The sequence below is a fragment of the Streptomyces hokutonensis genome (genome assembly GCF_042751305.1).
GTDB lineage: Bacteria > Actinomycetota > Actinomycetes > Streptomycetales > Streptomycetaceae > Streptomyces > Streptomyces hokutonensis_A.
In genome coordinates this window covers 1-18,378 of record NZ_JBHYWD010000013.1, presented here as the reverse complement: position 1 = coordinate 18,378, position 18,378 = coordinate 1, and the positions used below count along the sequence as shown (strand labels likewise).

The 18,378-nt window shown below is 69.8% G+C and carries 14 protein-coding genes; 11 read left to right on the top strand and 3 right to left on the bottom strand.

What is annotated here, in order from left to right; all coding sequences use genetic code 11:
* The first annotated feature begins 259 nt into the window (after positions 1–259).
* From pstC to ACFXC1_RS30595, 9 genes are all read left to right on the top strand, one after another.
* Positions 260–1,189, top strand: a complete 930-nt coding sequence (gene pstC, locus ACFXC1_RS30635; protein ID WP_381248488.1) for a phosphate ABC transporter permease subunit PstC — start codon at positions 260–262, stop codon at positions 1,187–1,189.
* Positions 1,190–1,203: 14 nt separating this feature from the next.
* Complete coding sequence (gene pstA / locus ACFXC1_RS30630; protein WP_381248486.1) at positions 1,204–2,520, top strand: phosphate ABC transporter permease PstA; 1,317 nt, start codon at positions 1,204–1,206, stop codon at positions 2,518–2,520.
* Entirely contained in the window at positions 2,517–4,250 is a 1,734-nt protein-coding gene (locus ACFXC1_RS30625) for a phosphate ABC transporter substrate-binding protein PstS (protein ID WP_381248483.1), read from the top strand. The genes pstA and ACFXC1_RS30625 overlap by 4 nt, the downstream gene beginning before the upstream one ends.
* A complete protein-coding gene (locus tag ACFXC1_RS30620; protein ID WP_381248480.1) occupies positions 4,247–6,721 on the top strand; it encodes a hypothetical protein in 2,475 nt (824 codons plus the stop codon). The genes ACFXC1_RS30625 and ACFXC1_RS30620 overlap by 4 nt, the downstream gene beginning before the upstream one ends.
* Positions 6,722–6,891: 170 nt before the next feature.
* Complete coding sequence (locus ACFXC1_RS30615; RefSeq protein WP_381248477.1) at positions 6,892–7,890, top strand: hypothetical protein; 999 nt, start codon at positions 6,892–6,894, stop codon at positions 7,888–7,890.
* Between the two features lie 106 nt (positions 7,891–7,996).
* Entirely contained in the window at positions 7,997–9,427 is a 1,431-nt protein-coding gene (locus ACFXC1_RS30610) for an Ig-like domain-containing protein (protein WP_381248474.1), read from the top strand.
* A 96-nt stretch (positions 9,428–9,523) separates the two neighbouring features.
* Positions 9,524–10,459: a sortase gene (locus ACFXC1_RS30605; protein ID WP_381248471.1), complete on the top strand. Its 936-nt coding sequence runs from the start codon at positions 9,524–9,526 to the stop codon at positions 10,457–10,459.
* A gap of 21 nt (positions 10,460–10,480) precedes the next feature.
* Positions 10,481–11,371 carry a phosphate ABC transporter ATP-binding protein gene (locus ACFXC1_RS30600; RefSeq protein ID WP_381248468.1) on the top strand — a complete coding sequence of 297 codons (891 nt, stop codon included), beginning with the start codon at positions 10,481–10,483 and terminating at the stop codon, positions 11,369–11,371.
* Between the two features lie 200 nt (positions 11,372–11,571).
* Positions 11,572–11,823, top strand: a complete 252-nt coding sequence (locus ACFXC1_RS30595) for a hypothetical protein (RefSeq protein WP_381248465.1) — start codon at positions 11,572–11,574, stop codon at positions 11,821–11,823.
* 369 nt (positions 11,824–12,192) lie between these two features.
* On the opposite strand, the gene ACFXC1_RS30590 is transcribed toward ACFXC1_RS30595, so the two are convergent.
* From ACFXC1_RS30590 to ACFXC1_RS30580, 3 genes are all read right to left on the bottom strand, one after another.
* Positions 12,193–13,836, bottom strand: coding sequence for a phospho-sugar mutase (locus ACFXC1_RS30590; protein WP_381248462.1), 1,644 nt, complete (start codon positions 13,834–13,836; stop codon positions 12,193–12,195).
* Between the two features lie 68 nt (positions 13,837–13,904).
* Positions 13,905–14,729 carry a purine-nucleoside phosphorylase gene (locus ACFXC1_RS30585; protein ID WP_019066946.1) on the bottom strand — a complete coding sequence of 275 codons (825 nt, stop codon included), beginning with the start codon at positions 14,727–14,729 and terminating at the stop codon, positions 13,905–13,907.
* Positions 14,730–14,846: 117 nt separating this feature from the next.
* On the bottom strand, positions 14,847–15,284 hold the full coding sequence (locus ACFXC1_RS30580) for a gamma-glutamylcyclotransferase (RefSeq protein WP_019066947.1): 438 nt from the start codon (positions 15,282–15,284) through the stop codon (positions 14,847–14,849).
* Positions 15,285–15,717: 433 nt separating this feature from the next.
* On the opposite strand from ACFXC1_RS30580, the gene ACFXC1_RS30575 reads away from it, so the two are divergent.
* Together ACFXC1_RS30575 and ACFXC1_RS30570 are read left to right on the top strand one after the other, a co-directional pair.
* Positions 15,718–17,166 carry an NAD(P)H-quinone dehydrogenase gene (locus tag ACFXC1_RS30575; RefSeq protein ID WP_093628826.1) on the top strand — a complete coding sequence of 483 codons (1,449 nt, stop codon included), beginning with the start codon at positions 15,718–15,720 and terminating at the stop codon, positions 17,164–17,166.
* 164 nt (positions 17,167–17,330) lie between these two features.
* Positions 17,331–18,284 carry a DeoR/GlpR family DNA-binding transcription regulator gene (locus ACFXC1_RS30570; protein ID WP_381248458.1) on the top strand — a complete coding sequence of 318 codons (954 nt, stop codon included), beginning with the start codon at positions 17,331–17,333 and terminating at the stop codon, positions 18,282–18,284.
* The last annotated feature ends 94 nt before the right edge of the window (positions 18,285–18,378 follow it).

Genomic DNA, 18,378 nt, shown 5'->3' with positions numbered 1-18,378 from the left:
GTATCAGTCCTTGTGCGGGCGCCACCGGCACCCCGCCAGCGCCCCCCACACGCCACGATCCCCCTTACTCCCGTCGCCACGTTCACGTCAACTTCGAAAGTTGCCCCTCAGGGGCTCCTCGTTCACTCTTGCGTGCGCGTACGTCCATCGCGCCTCAGCAGCGTCGTCTCATGTGACCACGCGACTCTCCGAACGAACTGTGACCCCGGCGGACGACCCTCCGAGACGCCTCTACCCCGATCAGGGTGTGCCCGACCGCGTGTTCAGGGGCATCCTGCGAGGTGGCGGCGGGCTGGTCCTCGCGATCATGCTGCTCGTCGGCGGGTTCCTGACCTACCGGGCCTGGCAGGCGCTGTCGATCGCGAAGTGGGACTTCGTCACCACCGAGGCGTGGGAGCCGGACGGCGGTCACTTCGGTATCGCGGCGGTGCTCGTCGGAACGGTGCTGATCGCCATGGTCGCCATCGTGTTCGCCGTACCGCTGGCGCTCGGTACCGCGCTCTACATCTCCGAGTACGCGCCGCAGCGGATCCGTCAGACCCTCATCAGCGTCGTGGACCTGATGGCCGCCGTACCGTCGGTCGTATACGGCCTGTGGGGGCTGTTCTTCTTCCAGGGGCACGTGGTCACCGTGTCCCGCTGGATCTCGACGTACCTGGGCTGGATCCCCCTCTTCAAGGTCGACGGCGCCGATCCGAAGGACCCGCTTGCCACCGCGACGGTCTACACCTCCTCCACGTTCATCGCGGGCATGGTGGTGTCCCTGATGGTCGCGCCGATCATCTGCTCGGTGGTGCGCGAGGTGTTCTCCCAGGCCCCCGTCGGCGAGCGGGAGGGCGCGTACGCGCTCGGTGCCAACCGCTGGGGCATGATCCGCAGCGTCGTTCTGCCCTTCGGGAAGGGCGGCATGATCGGCGGCACCATGCTCGGCCTGGGTCGCGCTCTCGGCGAGACCATCGCCGTGTATCTGATCATCTCGCCGGTGTTCGTGATCCAGCCGCACATCCTGCAGAACGGCACCAGCTCGGTCGCGTCGCTGATCGCCCTGCGCTACGGCGAGGCGAGCCCCATGGGCATGTCGGCGTTGATGGCCGCCGGCCTCGCGCTCTTCCTGATGACCCTCGTCGTCAACTTCGCCGCTTCGTCGATCGTCGCCCGCAGCCGTTCCGGCGCGACGAGCGACTCCTGAGGAGACAGCGCCCGATGACCGTCACCACTTCACAGAGCCCGCCCGGGGACCAGGGGCCGGGAACCCGGCCGAACCCCGCGGGTCCGGTGGAAACGCCGGCTCCCGCCCCGGCGACCCAGTTGCCGGGGCGCCGGCCCGGCGGCAGTTCAACGCGCGGAGAATCGCGCCGGAACCTCTCCACGCTGCGTGCCACCGACGTGTACGCCATGCTCGGCGCGGGCGCGGCGGCCCTCGCCATCACCTGGGTGATGTTCGACCGGCTGCTGCCCTTCAACGGCGCGCTGGGCTTCGTCGTCATCGTCTACGGGCTCTTCATCGGCCTGTACGCGCTGCTGGTCTCCTTCGACGAGGACGGACCCGCGGTGCGGGACCGGGTCGCCGCCGCGATCGTCCAGAGCCTCGGCCTGGTGATGCTGGCCGTGTTGGCCTTCGTGGTCGTCTACACCCTCTACGAGGGCCGCAAGGCGCTGCCGCACCTGAACTTCTACACCCAGTCGATGGGCGACGCGGGCCCGCTCGAACCCCTCAGCGTCGGCGGCATCTCGCACGCCATCGTCGGCACGCTGTGGATGATCTCCATCGCCCTCCTGATCTGCATACCGGCGGGGCTGGTGTGCGCGGTCTTCCTCAACGAAGTACCCGGCGGTTTCAGCCGGTTCGTACGCACCATCGTCGAGGCCATGACAGCGTTGCCGTCCATCGTGGCCGGCCTGTTCATCTACGCGACCTTCATCCTGAGCCTCGGATTCGGTCAGTCCGGCCTCGCCGCCGCGCTCGCGATCTCCGTGATGATGCTGCCGATCATCATCCGAGCGGCGGACGTGGTGATCCGGCTCGTCCCCGGCACGCTGCGCGAGGCGTCGTACGCCCTCGGCACCTCACGGTGGCGCACGGTCTGGCACGTGGTGCTGCCCACCTCGCGGTCCGGTCTGACCACGGCGGTCATCCTGGGCACCGCGCGTGGTGTCGGCGAGACCTCACCGGTCCTGTTGACCGCCGGCTTCACCCAGGAACTCAACACCAACCCGCTGCACGACCCGATGGTGTCGCTGCCGCTGGCCGCCTTCAAGCTCGTCGAGTCCCCCGAACCCACCTACATCGCCCGCGGTTTCGGCACCGCGGCGGTGCTCCTGGTGCTGGTGCTCGTCCTGTTCGTCATCGCCCGTGTCTTCGGTGGCCGAGGACCGGGCCAGCTGACCCGCCGTCAGGAACATCGCAGGGTCAGGGGATCCCGCCGTGACGCGCGGCGATTCGCCGAGTACGCAACCGACGACCGGCCACCCGCCGGTCCCGCCTCGACCAGTCCCGCACCGACGAGGAGCACCCCGTGATATCCGCACCCGTCCGTCGTCCGCGCACCGTGCGCGTGTACCAGGCGCTCGCGCTGGTCGTCGCACTGGTCTGCGCGCTCATGGCCGTCCATCCACCGGGTGCCTTCGCGGCCACCTATGTGAAGATCAGCGGCTCGGGCTCGACCTGGAGCGCCAACGCCATCGAGCAGTGGCGCCGCAACGTGCGCCAGCAGGGCATGACCGTGAACTACGCGTCGGTGGGCTCGTCGGTAGGCCGTACCCAGTTCGCGAACGGCACCTCCGACTTCGGTGTCTCGGAAATCCCCTACGGGCTCAAGGAGTTCGGCACGACCGACACTCCGCCGCAGCGCAAGTACGCCTACATGCCGATCGTGGCCGGCGGTACGTCCTTCATGTACAACCTGAAGATCGGCGGACAGCGGGTCACCAACCTCCGGCTGTCCGGAGAGAACCTCAGCAAGATCTTCACCGGCAAGCTCACGATGTGGAACGCGCCGGAGATCAAGGCGGACAACCCCAAACTGACGCTCCCGGCCCGCCGCATCGTCCCGGTCATCCGCTCCGACGGCTCCGGTACGACCGCGCAGTTCACGCTGTGGATGTCCAAGCAGTACGGCAGCCTGTGGAACGACTACTGCCGCAGGGCGGGCAAGCCCACCCCCTGCGGTCTGACGTCGTACTACCCGAACATCCCCGGCTCCGGCTTCGTCGCCCAGTCCGGTTCGCTGGGCGTCGCGGGCTACACCAGGCAGCCGCAGGCCGAGGGCGCGATCACCTACGTCGAGTACTCGTACGCCAGGAACGCGGGCTTCCCGGTGGTCAAGCTCCTCAACAAGTCCGGCTACTACGTCGAGCCGACCGCCTCCAGCGTGGCCGTCGCCCTGACCCAGGCGCGGATCAACAACGACTCGCGCTCCGCGGACTACCTCACCCAGAACCTGGACGGTGTCTACACCTACGGGGACAGGCGCACCTACCCCCTGTCCAGCTACAGCTACATGATCATCCCGACCAAGGAGGAGATGGGGTTCACCAAGGCCAAGGGCGCCACCCTGAGCGCGTTCGACAACTACTTCCTCTGCGAGGGCCAGCAACTGGCGGACCGGCTCGGCTACTCGCCGCTGCCGATCAACCTGGTGTCGGCGGCCATGGACCAGGTGCGGAAGATCCCCGGCGCCGTGACGGCAGGCATCAACATCAAGAACTGCAACAACCCGACGTTCTCCAGCGACGGGAAGAACCTTCTGGCCAAGAACGCCCCGTATCCCGCGGCGTGCGACAAGAAGGGCTCGGACCAGTGCGCCACCGGCACCGGCGGCGCGAAGCAGCCCACCGCGCAGGGCGGCTCCAGCGGCTCCGGCGGTAGCTCCGGCACGGGCGGCTCCGGTACGACCGGCGGCTCCGGCTCCTCGTCGACCGGAGGCACCGGCTCGACGGGCTCCACGGGGTCGACGGGCACCACCGGCGCCACTACGGCCGGCAGCACCGGCGGCGGTACCGGCGCGACGACGACGGGAGGGGCGGTCGTCGACCCCGACACCGGCCAGGTGGTCAGCACCAGTGGTGGTAGCGGTGACACCTCGGTCGTCGCCAGCCCGGTCTCCCTCAGCAGCGGCGACTCCCTCGGTCTGCGCACCGCGCTGATGGCGCTGTCGGCCGTCCTCCTGATCGGCGTGGTCGTCGGCCCGCCCCTGATCGGGCGCCTGTTGTCCAACCGGACCCGCCGCCGGACCGGGGGTGCGGCATGACCGCCGCGACGGGATCCCGGCGGAGCGTCGTCGCCGGTGCGTGCGCGCTGCTGGCAGCGCTGGTGCTGGCTCTGCTTCCCCTGCCGTCCGCCACCACGTCCGCCGCGGCGGCGGACAGCTCGGCGGAGGACTCCGCGGTGACGGTGACGGGGAAGCAGGGGAAGTACGACGACTTCTCCAGGCTGAAGGTGACCGTCCACCAGACGAAGAACCTGCGGTCGCAGGGGGTGCGGGTCAGCTGGGCAGGGGGCGCGCCCACCTCGTCGGGCAACTTCTCCTACGACTACCTGCAGATCATGCAGTGCTGGGGGGACGGGCCGGCCGGGCCCGATCGCAATCAGTGTGTCTTCGGTGAAACGGACACGTCCGACAGCGTGGTCCCGGGCGCCTTCGCCACGAGCCGGCGAGTGGATGCCGCAGGTGGCGGGTTCACCAGTGACCCGGGCGAGACGCAGTACACCGGTGCCAACGCGTTCGTCCCTTTCCGTCCCGTCGGCGGTCTCCCGCCCACCACGTCCGTCAAGGATCCGACCTACTTCGGTCCGCTGGACACGAACGAGCAGGTCGCCAACCGTACGTTCGCGGACGGTACGGGGGAGGTGACCTTCGAGGTGCAGGACGCGCTCGAGGCGCCCCACCTCGGGTGCGGCGCGAATACGGCGCCCACCGGCAGCACCCCCGTCCCACGGTCGTGCTGGCTGGTCGTCGTGCCGCGCGGCACCCACGACACCGACGGCACGGATGTCACGAATCCGGGCGGCACCCGCAACCACAACCTCTACACCTCGCCGCTGTCAGCGACGAACTGGGCCCAGCGCATGGTCGTCCGACTGGACTTCCTGCCGAGCGAGGCCTACTGCCCGACAGGCCAGACGGAGCGTCCCACGGCCGGCTCCGAGCTGGTGACGGACGCCGTCACCTCCTGGCAGCCCAAGCTGTGCTCGTCCACGGGGAGCACGTTCGCCTTCACCCAGGGCGGGGAGGAGGAGGCCAGGAACCAGGTCCTGGGCACGACGGCCGACTCGCCCCTGCTGGGCTTCACCGTCGACCCGGTCACCCGGCCGGAGGACGGGGCCGAGGTCGTGCAGGCGCCGGTGGCGGTGTCCGGGGTGACCGTCGCGTTCTTCATAGAAGGCCCGTCCGGCGTGGTGCAGGGAATGAAACTGAGCCCTCGGCTGGTGGCGAAGATGCTCACTCATTCCTATGTGAATGATGTGACCTTGGGTGCTGTCCCTGATTATTTGAAGGGAAACAGCAGTGCCCTCAACGAGGATCCGGAATTCAAGCAGTTGAATCCGGGATTCCCTGAGCTGAGAAGTCGTCAGCTTAGGAGCCTAATGGTCCCGCTCCAGGATGCCGACACCACGCGGATCGTCTGGAACTGGCTCCAGTCGGACAAGGACGCCCGGGAATTCCTCTCCGGGACGAAGGATCCCTGGGGAATGCAGGTGAACCGCTACTTCAAGGACCTGAACCTGGCAACGGCCACTTCGCTGACCGATTACCCCAAGGTGGACCCGACCACAACACCGGCCATCGGCAACGGAACGCCCGCCCTCAATTACGCGATCACCGACCTGGATCCCTACACGGCCGATATGCACGACGGGGCGCTGAAAACCCGCCGGGGCAACAACAACCGCACCATCCAGTGGCAGCCCGGGGACACCCAGAGCCCGGCCAGGCTCATCAACGACGCCCCGTATTCGGGTCAGCGGGCCGTCATGGCCATCGTCGACACCGCGTCGGCGGTGCGATACGGACTGATCACGGCGGCCCTGCGCAACGCGGACGGCAACTACGTGAAGCCCACGGCCGCCACGCTCGCGGCGGACGTCGCGACCATGCAGCCGTCGTCCGAGGACGCCACGGTGCTCAAGCCCGATCCGGCGCGGGCCAAGGGGCAGGCGTATCCCCTGACGGCCGTGGCCTACGCCGCGGCCTCGGTGAACCAGGACGCGACGGCCCGCACGGCCTACGCCAGGTTCATCCGGTACGTCTCGGGATCGAACGGCCAGACACTTGGCCTGTCGGCGGGTCAACTGCCGTTCGGCTACGCACCGTTGCCGGCCAAGCAGCGTCAGCAGGCCGCGACCGCCGCCGACACCCTGGAGCGTGGCGTGACCGTGAGCGAGTCCCAGTCCGAGGGGTCGACCGCGGCGGGCACCGCGGGAGACACCTCCGGCGGCGGAACCGGCACCGGAGGAACCTCCGGCGGCGCGGCTGCGGGCGGAGCGGCAGCGGGGGGCGGCACCGGCGGCTCCTCGCCATCGGCCTCGGCCGCCGCGAACGTCTCCACGCCACCTTCCTCGGGGCCGCAGCAGAATGTCGCGAACGCCAAGGAAGGATTTACTCCGGGAGAGGTCCTGGGAATTATTCGCTGGATTCTTCTCGGCGTCCTATTCCTGGGCGGGGCGGCAGGGCTTTCCGGCCCCGTAATGCTGCATCTCGGGCGACGGCGAACTCCCTAGGGGGCGCCTAGGAAATCTTCTCGTAACCTTTCTCTCACAGCTAATTCGTTGGCCATCGTACAAAAATGCTGGAAGCGTATGCGGTGGTCGACCGACGGGTCGGCAGTAGAAAGATCCGGATTTAGCTTGAACGTCCAGTCTTCGAAAACCAGAAAACAAGGGGTTCAGAAGTGAACGTCAAGTCTCGCGTCAAGGTCGGCGCCGCTTTCGGTGTCGCGGCTCTCGGTCTCGGCATCCTGGCCTCCCCGGCTTCGGCGGACCCGAGCCCGGTCACCGACTACCGCCAGCTGGCGGGTGTCGGTTCGGACACCACGCAGTACGTCATGAACGGCATCGGTGACTCCGTCACCAACACCAGCGGCAAGATCATCGCGTCCTGGAACGCCACCGGCACGAGCACGATCAAGACCAAGGCGACCGGCTGTGACACCGTCGCCCGCCCGGACGGATCCTCGGCCGGTATCAACGCGCTGAACGCCGACATCACCGCCGGCACCAACTGCATCGACTTCGCCCGTTCCTCGCGCGGCCCGGCGGACACCAGCACCACGGACCTCACCTTCATCCCGTACGGCAAGGACGGTGTCACCTTCGCCACCGCCCTGGGCAGCACGCTGGGCAACACGACGGCCGGCCTCACGAAGGCGCAGCTGGCCTCGATCTACGAGTGCAACTCCACCGACTTCCCGAACGCGCAGCCGCTGCTGCCGCAGTCCGGCTCCGGTACCCGTACCTTCTGGCTGGCGGCCATCGGTATCACCGAGGCGCAGATCGGTTCCTGCGTCAACCAGACCCTCCAGGAGCACAACGGTCTGGCGGTCACCAACGCCAACCAGATCATGCCGTACTCGATCGCCCAGTGGATCGCCCAGGGCAAGGGCTTCTCGGACGTCCCGAACCGCCGTGGCACGACGCGTCTGCGCAACATCAACGGCTCCGCCCCCACCACGGGCTCGGGCACCGCGCTGGCGCTCAACACGTCCTTCGACCCCGGCTTCCTCCGGAACGTCTACAACGTCGTCCCGACCGCCAAGCTCGCCGACTCCGTCATCGCCGCCACGTTCGTCGGTTCGGCCTCGAAGGTCTGTGCCTCCAGCACGGTCATCGCGAACTACGGCTTCGGTCTGCTGTCCAACTGCGGTGACACCAGCGTCACCGGCGAGCGGTAATCCGTGAACGTCCTCTGATCCTCGCGTGACGGCCGGGCACCCCTCCAGGTGCCCGGCCCCACGCGCTGTCCCTGCAATCCGTCAACCGTCCCCCGGGGGCCCAGCCGTGACCGTGCTACACCCGTTCCGAAGAGCGGCCGCCATCGTGGCCGCCGTCGCCGTAGTCGCCCTGGGTCTCGTGACCCTGGTCGTGTCCCAGTCCCAGCCTGCCCGGGCGGCGGCGTCCATGGGAGAGTTCACCTTCGCGTCCAGCAGCGGCAGGCTGACCGATGCGGAGCCGTTCGGCCCCTCCCTCACGACACCGGCCGCATGCCCTGACTACCAGTCGATTCCCATCAACTACACCCTCGCCCTCTTCGTGGCCGAGCCGGGCGGCGGCTCTGCGATTCTGATGAACTCGATCACGAGTGCGTCGCCCTACGACGCGGCGAAGACGACTTCCCTGGCTCCGGCGGACAATCCCGATCTGGGACTCCAGAACCCGTCGCAGATCTTCACCTCCGACGGCACCTATGAACTCCAGCTGGTGTGCCTCGACGACTTCGGTGGCGCGCACCCCGACGGCAACTACTGGACCCAGAAAGTCACGGTCACCGGGAACGACTGGGTGGTCGGCGACGGTGCGAAGGCCAGCCAGGTCGCGCTGACCGCCTCCCCTTCCGTGATCGCGCCCAACACGGAGACCACGCTCACGGCGACGATGTCGCCGGCCGAAGCGGTCGGCACGGTCACCTTCCTGGAGGGCGCGACAACGCTGGGTCAGGCCACGGTGGCCGGTGGCAAGGCCGAGCTCAAGACGTCGACGCTGTCCGAAGGGCAGCACGACATCACAGCTCGTTTCACTCCCACGGACCCCACCAAGTGGGGAGCCTCGGAATCCGCGCCGTTCCAGGTGACCGTGCAGCTGGCGAGGTTCGAGATGCGCGACGACTCGGGAAACCTCCTGGCGGTCAACCCCGAGCTGCAGCGCGGCCAGACGGTGAAGGTCATCATCCGCGGCTGCACCCCGAGCGCCACGTACTCGATGGTCATGTTCCACGACGACACCACGTTCCCCAGCGCCACGGCCGACGCGAACGGAACGGTGACCTGGCCCACCCTGACCGTGCCGGAAGACGCGGTCGCGGGGCAGACCAACTGGGACTACTCCCCGGACTGCACCGGCCTGGAATCCGTGGGCGCGGTGCAGTTCACCGTCCCCGAACCCGCCACCGACTCCGCCTCGCCGAGCCCCACCGACACCTCGACGGACCAGCCCACCGACGAGCCCACGGACGAGTCCAGCAGCCCCTCCGACAACTCCTCGGGCGACTCCTCCGGCACCACGACCGGCGGCAGCACCGACGGCGGCGGCAGCACCACCGGCGGTGACTCCACCACTGGCGGCACCTCGGCCACCGGCGGTCTCGCCTCCACCGGCAGCCAGATCGCGCTGTTCTCCGGCATCGGCGCCGTCGTCCTGGTCTCGGCCGGCGTCGTCCTCGTCCGGTTCGGCCGTCGCGAGGGCCTGCTGAAGTTCGGTGAGCCCCGCTCGTAACACCAGTTCGACAGCACGGGCGGCGGGCCCCCACCCCGCCGCCCGCGCCGCCGTTTCTCCCTCTCACACCTCTTCACATTCACAGGAGCGCTCCCCGTGACCGTGTTGTCCCCGCCTCCGCCGGCCGACGCGCCGCCGGTGCCGGCGCCCGCACCCGAGCCCGCCTCGGCGCCGCCGCGGGCCGAGCGCCCCGGCTTCGCGTTCGCCGGGGCGGCGCTGTGCGTGCTCGCCGCGCTGCTGCTCGGCTTCGCCGCCAACCTCACCCTCGTGGGTCACCTCCAGCACGCACGTGACCAGCAGACGGCCTACGACGAGTTCCGCCGTGAACTCGCCCTCGGCGTCGCACCGGTGGGCCAGCAGACGTACGACGGCAAGATGCTGGACCCCGGCGCGCCCGTCGCCCTGCTGCGCATTCCGGCGCTGGGTCTGAAGGAGATCGTGGGGGAGGGCACCACCTCCGGTGTGCTGATGTCCGGCCCCGGCCACCGCCGGGACACCCCGTTGCCGGGGCAGCCCGGCACCAGCGTGCTCATGGGCCGCCAGTGGGGATACGGCAGCCCGTTCCACGACCTGCACCGACTGCCCGTCGGCACCGAGATCCGCCTGACGACCGGTCAGGGCACCGCCGTCTACCAGGTCTCGGCGATCCGCCGCAAGGGTGACCCACTGCCGCCGACGCTCAAGGACGGTGAGGGCCGGCTCACGCTCATCACGGCCGACGGCTCGCCGTACACCCCCTACGGCACCCTCCGCGTCGACGCGACGCTGACGAGTGCCGTGCAGCCGGCCCCGCCGCGTCCGCTGACGCTCGGCTGGATCGACCGGTCCGAGCAGGCCATGGGCACCGAGAACGCCGCCTGGCTCCCGGTCTTCCTCTGGTCCCAGGCGCTGCTCGCCGCCGCCCTGCTCACCATGGCCGCCTACCGCGTGTGGGGCCGCTGGCAGACCTGGATCGTCGGGGCGCCCGTCCTGGCCGCCCTCGGTCTCGCCGTCTCCGGCGCCGCCACCCGCCTGCTGCCCAACCTGCTCTGATCGACGAGGAGTTCATCCATCATGTCCGACACGAACCCGACACTCGTCGACGAGATCCTCGACCCGACGGTGAAGATGGACCGGGCGCGGGCGGCCGCCCCCGGCCGGACCGCCGGCCACGGTCCGGGAGAGAGCAACCCGGCCACCCTGGAGGCCGATTCCATCTCGGCCTGGTTCGGTGACCACAAGGTGCTGGAGAGCGTCTCGCTCACCATGCCCGCCCGCAGGGTCACCGCGCTCATCGGCCCGTCCGGCTGCGGCAAGTCCACGTTCCTGCGGATCCTCAACCGCATGCACGAACTCATCGGCTCCGCCTCCCTTGCGGGCCGGGTGCTGCTCGACGGCGACGACATCTACGACCGGGGCCGCCGTATCACCCACGCCCGCCGTCAGATCGGCATGGTCTTCCAGAAGCCGAACCCCTTCCCCGCGATGACGATCTACGACAACGTCACCGCCGGCCTGAAGCTCGGCGGCATCCGGGCCGGCCGTGAGGACAAGGACGGCCTCGTCGAGGAGTGCCTGACCAAGGCGGGCCTCTGGAAAGAGGTCCGCGACCGGCTCCGCCAGCCCGGCGGCGCCCTCTCCGGCGGTCAGCAGCAGCGCCTGTGCATCGCACGCTCCCTGGCCGTACGACCGCGGGTCCTCCTCATGGACGAGCCGTGCTCCGCCCTCGACCCGACCTCGACCCGGCGCATCGAGGAGACGATCCACGAACTCTCCGAAGAGGTCACGATCGTGATCGTCACGCACAACATGCAGCAGGCCGCCCGCGTCTCCGACCAGTGCGCCTTCTTCCTCGCCGAACAGGGCACCCCCGGCGCCATCGTCGAACACGGGCCCACGGACGCTATGTTCAACAACCCCCAGGACCAGCGCACGACGGACTACGTGAACGGACGCTTCGGATAAGGGAGTTCGGCCGCGCATCTGAAAACGCACGTCAAGGCCGGCGCCTGGGGCGGCGCCACAGCCCTCGCTCTGGGCGCCGCCCCGGCCACCCCGGCCACCGCCGACCCCACCCCGTCCACCGACTGCCGCGTCCTCGCGGCCGTCGGCGCGGCGGCGCCGTCGCGGCGAACGGCGACACCCTCACCCGGATCACCGGCCCCGTGCTCGACGGCGACGGCATCGCGAACCCCGACAACGTCCACTCGCGCGACTACCTCGACCTCGACCTCGCGCTCGGCTGGATGGAGTTCCACCTCCGCGGGGTGCACACCGTTGCGGACGGCGCGGCGGTCGTCCCCGAAGAACCCGGGGGCGGCCGGTGGCACCCACGACCTGACACGGGGTCCAGCTACCTGGGGGCAGGCCTGAACCCCGTGTCCGGCCCATGCGTGGTATCCCGCTTTACTTGGTGAAAGGGGGCACGGGACACCGGCGGGCGGATGCGTCCAAGGGGGGTGAGGAGCACATCCGCACTTCTCTCCAGCCTGAGACGAGCCAGGACGGAACAGACAGCCGGGGAGCATGCGACAGCCCAACTCCCGGTGAATCACCGGGCACTTGGTCACCCCGGCATCATGTACGCACTGTGGTGGGCGCGCGCCGGGCGCCCGGCAGGCGAGGAGGGTCAGGCCCGTCGAGCGCACGGCGGCGGCTCCGGAGCTTCGGTTGCGCCACCGGTCCACCGTTCCCCGCGGCGGGTCGTGCCGTGGAGCGTGGGCCGGCCGCCTCGGGTGAAGCACCCGACGGGGTGCCCTGATGGAGGGCACCCCGCGGGACACGGCTCAGATACCGGCCGCCGCAGACAGGTCGCGCTTGATCGTCGCCAGCGTCTCGGCCGCCCGCGCGCGGGCCGCCGGGAGGTCGGCGGTCGCGGCCACGGGGACCACGACCTCCAGATAGCACTTCAGTTTGGGCTCGGTACCGCTGGGCCGGACGATGACGCGGGCACCGTCGAGCGTGTAGCGCAGCCCGTCGGTGGGCGGGAGCGAATCGGTGCCCTCGGTGAGATCCTCGGCTTTCGTGACACGCAGGCCCGCAAGCCGAGTTGGCGGCTGCTCGCGCAGTTGCCGCATGGCGTCCGCGATGACGGTCAAGTCCTCGACCCGCACGGAGAGTTGGTCGGTGGCGTGCAGACCGTGCTCGACGGCGAGATCGTCGAGGAGGTCCAGCAGATCGCGGCCCTCCTCCTTCAGCTCGGACGCCAGCTCGGTGATCAGCAGGGCGGCGGTGATGCCGTCCTTGTCGCGCACACCGTCCGGGTCCACGCAGTACCCGAGGGCCTCCTCATAGCCGTAGCGAAGCCCCTCCACCCGGGCGATCCACTTGAAGCCGGTGAGGGTCTCCTCGTAGGGCAGGCCCGCCTTCTCGGCGATACGGCCGAGGAGGGAGGAGGAGACGATCGACTCGGCGAAGGTGCCGCGGGCGCCGCGCCGCACGAGGTGGGCGGCGAGCAGGGAGCCGACCTCGTCGCCGCGGAGCATGCGCCAATCGCCGTCGTGCGTACGGTCCTTGACGGCGACGGCACAGCGGTCGGCGTCGGGGTCGTTGGCGATGATCAGGTCGGGGTCCGTGGCGCGGGCCCGGGCGAAGGCGAGGTCCATCGCGCCCGGCTCCTCCGGGTTGGGGAACGCGACGGTCGGGAAGTCCGGGTCGGGCTCGGCCTGTTCGGCGACGAGCACCGGCTCCGGGAACCCGGCGCGGGCGAACGCGGCCAGCAGGACGTCCTTGCCGACGCCGTGCATAGCCGTGTAGACGGTGCGGGCGGTGCGGGGGGAGGCGGGGGCCAGGACGGCGTCGGTGCGGGCGAGGTAGGCGTCGAGGACGCCGTCGTCGAGGGTTTCCCAGCCGGTGTCCGGGCGGGGCACGTCGTGCAGGGAGGCCACGGCCTCGATCTGGGCGGCGATGTCCGCGTCGGCCGGGGGCACGATCTGGGAGCCGTCGCCGAGGTAGACCTTGTAGCCGTTGTCCCGGGGCGGGTTGTGGCTGGCGGTGACCTCCACGCCCGCGATCGCGCCCAAGTGCCTTATGGCGAAGGCGAGTACGGGGGTGGGGAGCGGCCGGGGCAGCACGGCAGCCCTCAGCCCCGCGCCGGTCATCACGGCGGCGGTGTCGCGGGCGAAGTCCGCGGACTTGTGCCGGGCGTCGTAGCCGATGACGACGACTCCGTCGGTGTGGCCGTTGTGCTTGAGGTACGCGGCGAGTCCGGCGGCGGCACGGATGACGACGGCGCGGTTCATCCGCATGGGCCCGGCACCGAGTTCACCGCGGAGACCGGCGGTGCCGAACTGGAGGGTGCCGCCGAAGCGCTCCGCGAGTTCCGCGACGTCCCCGGCGTCGATGAGCTTCCCCAGCTCCTCGCGGGTGTCCGCGTCGGGGTCCTCGGCGAGCCAGGCCTCGGCCCGCGCGATGAGATCGTCGTCGTGCACGTCAGGTCAACCTCTCGTGGTGTTTGCGGGTTCGGGTCCAGGGGGCGCAGCCCCCTGGGAGACGGCGCCTACAGCCGACCGAGCACCTGGGCCAACAGCGACCCCATCTGTGTAGCGGAATCCCGCCCGGCCTGCAGCACCTCTTCATGGTTCAACGGTTCCCCCGTCATCCCCGCGGCGAGGTTCGTCACCAGGGAGATACCCAGCACCTCCGCACCGGCCTCCCGGGCCGCGATGGCTTCCAGCACCGTAGACATCCCCACCAGGTCCGCCCCGATGACCCGAGCCATCCGAATCTCCGCCGGAGTCTCGTAGTGCGGCCCGGGGAACTGGGCGTAGACACCCTCCTCCAGACCGGGGTCGATCTCCTTGCACAGCGCCCGCAGCCGCGGCGAGTACAGGTCGGTCAGGTCGACGAAGTTCGCGCCGATGATCGGGGAGGCCGCCGTGAGATTGATGTGGTCGCTGATCAGCACAGGCTGCCCGGGCCGCATACCCTCGCGGAGCCCCCCGCAGCCATTGGTCAGGACGATGGTCTTGCAGCCGGCGGCGACGGCGGTACGGACGCCGTGCGCGACGGCGGCGACACCGCGGCCCTCGTAGTAGTGGGTGCGGCCGAGGAAGACCAGCGCGCGCTTGTCACCGATCGCGTACGAGCGGACCCGCCCGCCGTGGCCCTCCACGGCCGGCGGCGGGAATCCGGGCAGCTCGGTGACGGGGAAGTCGGCCTCGGGCACGCCGAGCGCGTCGACGGCCGGCCCCCAGCCGGAGCCCATCACAAGAGCGACGTCGTGGGTCTCGGCGCCCGTCAGTTCGCGCAGGCGCGTGGCGGCGGCGTCAGCGGCGGCGTGGGGGTCGCCCTGGATGTCGTCCGGAAGAAGAGATGCGTTCACGCGGTTGAGGGTAGCTGGTCTGGGCCTACGCGCGTAGATGACAGAGCTCACGGGATTGCGATCGTTGTCTTGTCGTTTCCAACCAGACCTGTGCCGGGTGTGATGTGTGGGAAGCGCTCAGCAGGGCCGCTTCCGCAGCTCCATCACATAGTCGTGCGGTGCGCCCGCCGACTCGGCGGCATCGGCCAGCTCGCCGAGATAGCGAGCCGACGGCAGTCCCCCCTCGTACCCGTTCAGGACGTACACCCAGGCGGGTTCCTCCCCGTCGAGGGTGTGCACCCGGACCCGCATCCGCCGGTAGACGTCGAGGCCGACGCCCTCCCACCGGTCCATGGAGTCCTCGTCGGGCGGGGCGATCTCGTACAGCGCGACGAAGACCTGGGAGCGCGGCGCCTCCACGATCGTCGCGAGCGCGCCCTCCCAGCCCATGTGCTCACCACCGAAGGTCAGCCGCCACCCGTTCAGCCAGCCCGTGGCGCGCAACGGCGAGTGCGGGGCGCGGCGGGTCATCAGCCGCGCGTCGAGATTGCCGGCGTACGCGGCGTAGAGCGACATGCTCCGAGAGTACGGCAGCGGACACACCGGTCACTCCCGTAACCGGGAGCACTCAGGGCCCGTCGGCCGCGTACGGCGCAAAGGTGCCGTGTCGGGGGGTGTCCGCCCGCAGCGGTTGGCGCGTCAACGCGCTCCCATTCCTGCGAGACCGATTCCGCGCCGTTCCGAGGACGGACACCCCCCGACGCGGCACCGACCCACCACGCACCGCAGGCGCCCCACAACGCACCGCAGGACTCACAACGAACCGCAGGCGCCCCACAACGCACCGCAGGACTCACAACGAACCGCAGGCGCCCCACAACGAACCGCAGGCGCCCCACAACGCACCGCAGGCGCCCCACAACGCACCGCAGACGACCCACAACGCACCGCAGGCAAACCAAGCACCCCCGCCGCCCCCGGGCGGAAGCACCTTGAAGCGTGCGGGACAATGGGGTACGTGACTCGGATCGTGATCATCGGTGGCGGACCCGGCGGCTATGAAGCGGCGCTGGTGGCAGCGCAGCTCGGCGCGGAGGTGACCGTCGTCGACTGCGACGGTCTGGGCGGGGCGTCGGTGCTGACCGACTGCGTGCCGTCGAAGACCCTTATCGCGACGGCCGAGGTGATGACCACCTTCGACTCGTCGTACGAGGAACTCGGCATCATCGTCGCCGACGACACCCCACCCCTGGAGCAGGCGGCCCGGGTCGTCGGCGTGGACCTCGGCAAGGTCAACCGCCGTGTGAAGCGCCTGGCGCTCGCCCAGTCGCACGACATCACCGCGTCCGTGACCCGGGCCGGCGCCCGTGTCATGCGCGGCCGGGGCCGGCTCGACGGCATGCAGGCGATCGACGGTTCCCGCAAGGTGATCGTGAAGGCGGCCGACGGCACCGAGGAGACCCTCGTCGCCGACGCCGTCCTCATCGCGACCGGCGGCCACCCCCGCGAGCTGGACGACGCCCGCCCCGACGGCGAGCGCATCCTGAACTGGACCCAGGTCTACGACCTCACCGAACTCCCCGAAGAGCTGATCGTGGTCGGCTCCGGTGTCACCGGCGCCGAGTTCGCCGGCGCCTACCAGGCTCTCGGCTCCAAGGTCACCCTGGTCTCCTCCCGCGACCGCGTCCTGCCCGGCGAGGACCCGGACGCGGCCGCCGTCCTCGAGGACGTCTTCCGGCGCCGCGGCATGAACGTCATGGCCCGCTCCCGCGCCCAGTCCGCCAAGCGGGTCGGCGACAAGGTCGAAGTGGTCCTCGCCGACGGCCGCGTGATCACTGGCTCCCACTGCCTGATGGCGGTGGGCGCCATCCCGAACTCCGCCGGCATGGGCCTGGAGGAGGCGGGTGTCAGGCTGCGCGACTCGGGCCACATCTGGACCGACAAGGTCTCCCGCACGACCGCTCCGGGCGTCTACGCGGCCGGCGACGTCACCGGAGTCTTCGCGCTCGCCTCGGTGGCCGCGATGCAGGGCCGTATCGCCATGTACCACTTCCTCGGCGACGCGGTGGCCCCGCTGAACCTGAAGACGGTCTCCTCGAACGTCTTCACCGACCCCGAGATCGCGACAGTCGGCTACAGCCAGGCCGACGTCGACGCAGGCAAGATCGACGCACGCGTCGTCAAGCTCCCCCTCCTCCGCAACCCGCGCGCGAAGATGCAGGGCATCCGGGACGGCTTCGTCAAGATCTTCTGCCGCCCGGGCACCGGGATCATCGTCGGCGGTGTGGTCGTGGCGCCCCGCGCCTCGGAGCTGATCCACCCGATCTCGATCGCCGTCGACAACAATCTGACGGTCGAACAGATCGCGAACGCCTTCACCGTCTACCCGTCCCTTTCGGGCTCGATCGCCGAGGTGGCCCGACAGCTGCACACCCGCAAGGCGACCGGCGAAGTCTGAGGCGGCGCCGACTCCCCGCTGGTCACGGGGAGTTGCCGCCCATTCGTACGGCATAGGCGCCGGGACTACCCCCTATACCACTTCTCGCCCTCCTGTGCGAACAACTTCTGCTATTCACCGCAAACAGCTGAAAGCAGACGGTCGTTGGGGTTACTGTCAGTTTCGTGTTCGCTGCAGAACGTCGCCAATTGATCCTCGAAATGGTGCGAGCGAATGGGGCCGTATCGCTCCGTGAGCTCGCCCGCGTCGTCCAGACCTCCGAAGTGACCGTACGGCGGGACGTGCGCGCACTGGAGGCAGAAGGACTCCTCGACCGCCGGCACGGCGGTGCGGTATTGCCGGGCGGGTTCACGCGGGAGTCCGGCTTTCCGCAGAAATCGCATCTCGCGACCGCCGAGAAAACGGCCATCGCCGATCTCGCCGCGAGCTTCGTCGAAGAGGGCGAGGCCATCGTGGTGGGGGCGGGTACCACCACCCAGGAGCTGGCCCGCCGGCTCGCCCGGGTGCCCGGACTGACCGTAGTCACCAACTCCCTGCTGGTGGCCCAGGCGTTGGCCCATGCCAACCGCGTGGAGGTCGTGATGACCGGCGGCACCCTGCGCGGTTCCAACTACGCGCTGGTGGGCAGCGGGGCCGAGCAGTCCCTCCAGGGGCTGCGCGTCTCCCGGGCCTTCCTCTCCGGAAGCGGGCTCACCGCCGAGCGCGGCCTCTCCACGTCCAACATGCTCTCGGCGTCCGTGGACCGGGCCCTCGTGCAGGCGGCGGCCGAGGTCGTCGTCCTCGCCGACCACACCAAGCTCGGTACGGACACCATGTTCCAGACCGTGCCCACGGACGTGATCACCCGCCTCGTCACCGACGAGCCCCCGGGCCACGACGACCGCGCCGCCACGGAGTTGCAGGCGCTGGCCGACCAGGGGGTGCAGATCGCCGTGGCCGGCGCGGCGGGCAGCCAGGGGGGTGATCAGACCCCGGCGCGGGAACAACGCCGCCGGGATGTCCCTCTTCCGGCACCGCGACGGGGTCAAGTGCCGGGGCTGCGCTCGGCGGGCGTACTCACCGGGGAGTCTCCTGAGCGGGAGCGTGCGGCCCGGGTGGCGGATTTGCGCAGGCGTTGATCGGGTTCGATTTCGGCTTGCAGGCCGGTGGGGGCTGGTCGCGCAGTTCCCCGCGCCCCTAAAAGACGCAGGGCGACCGGTGTTTTTTTAGGGG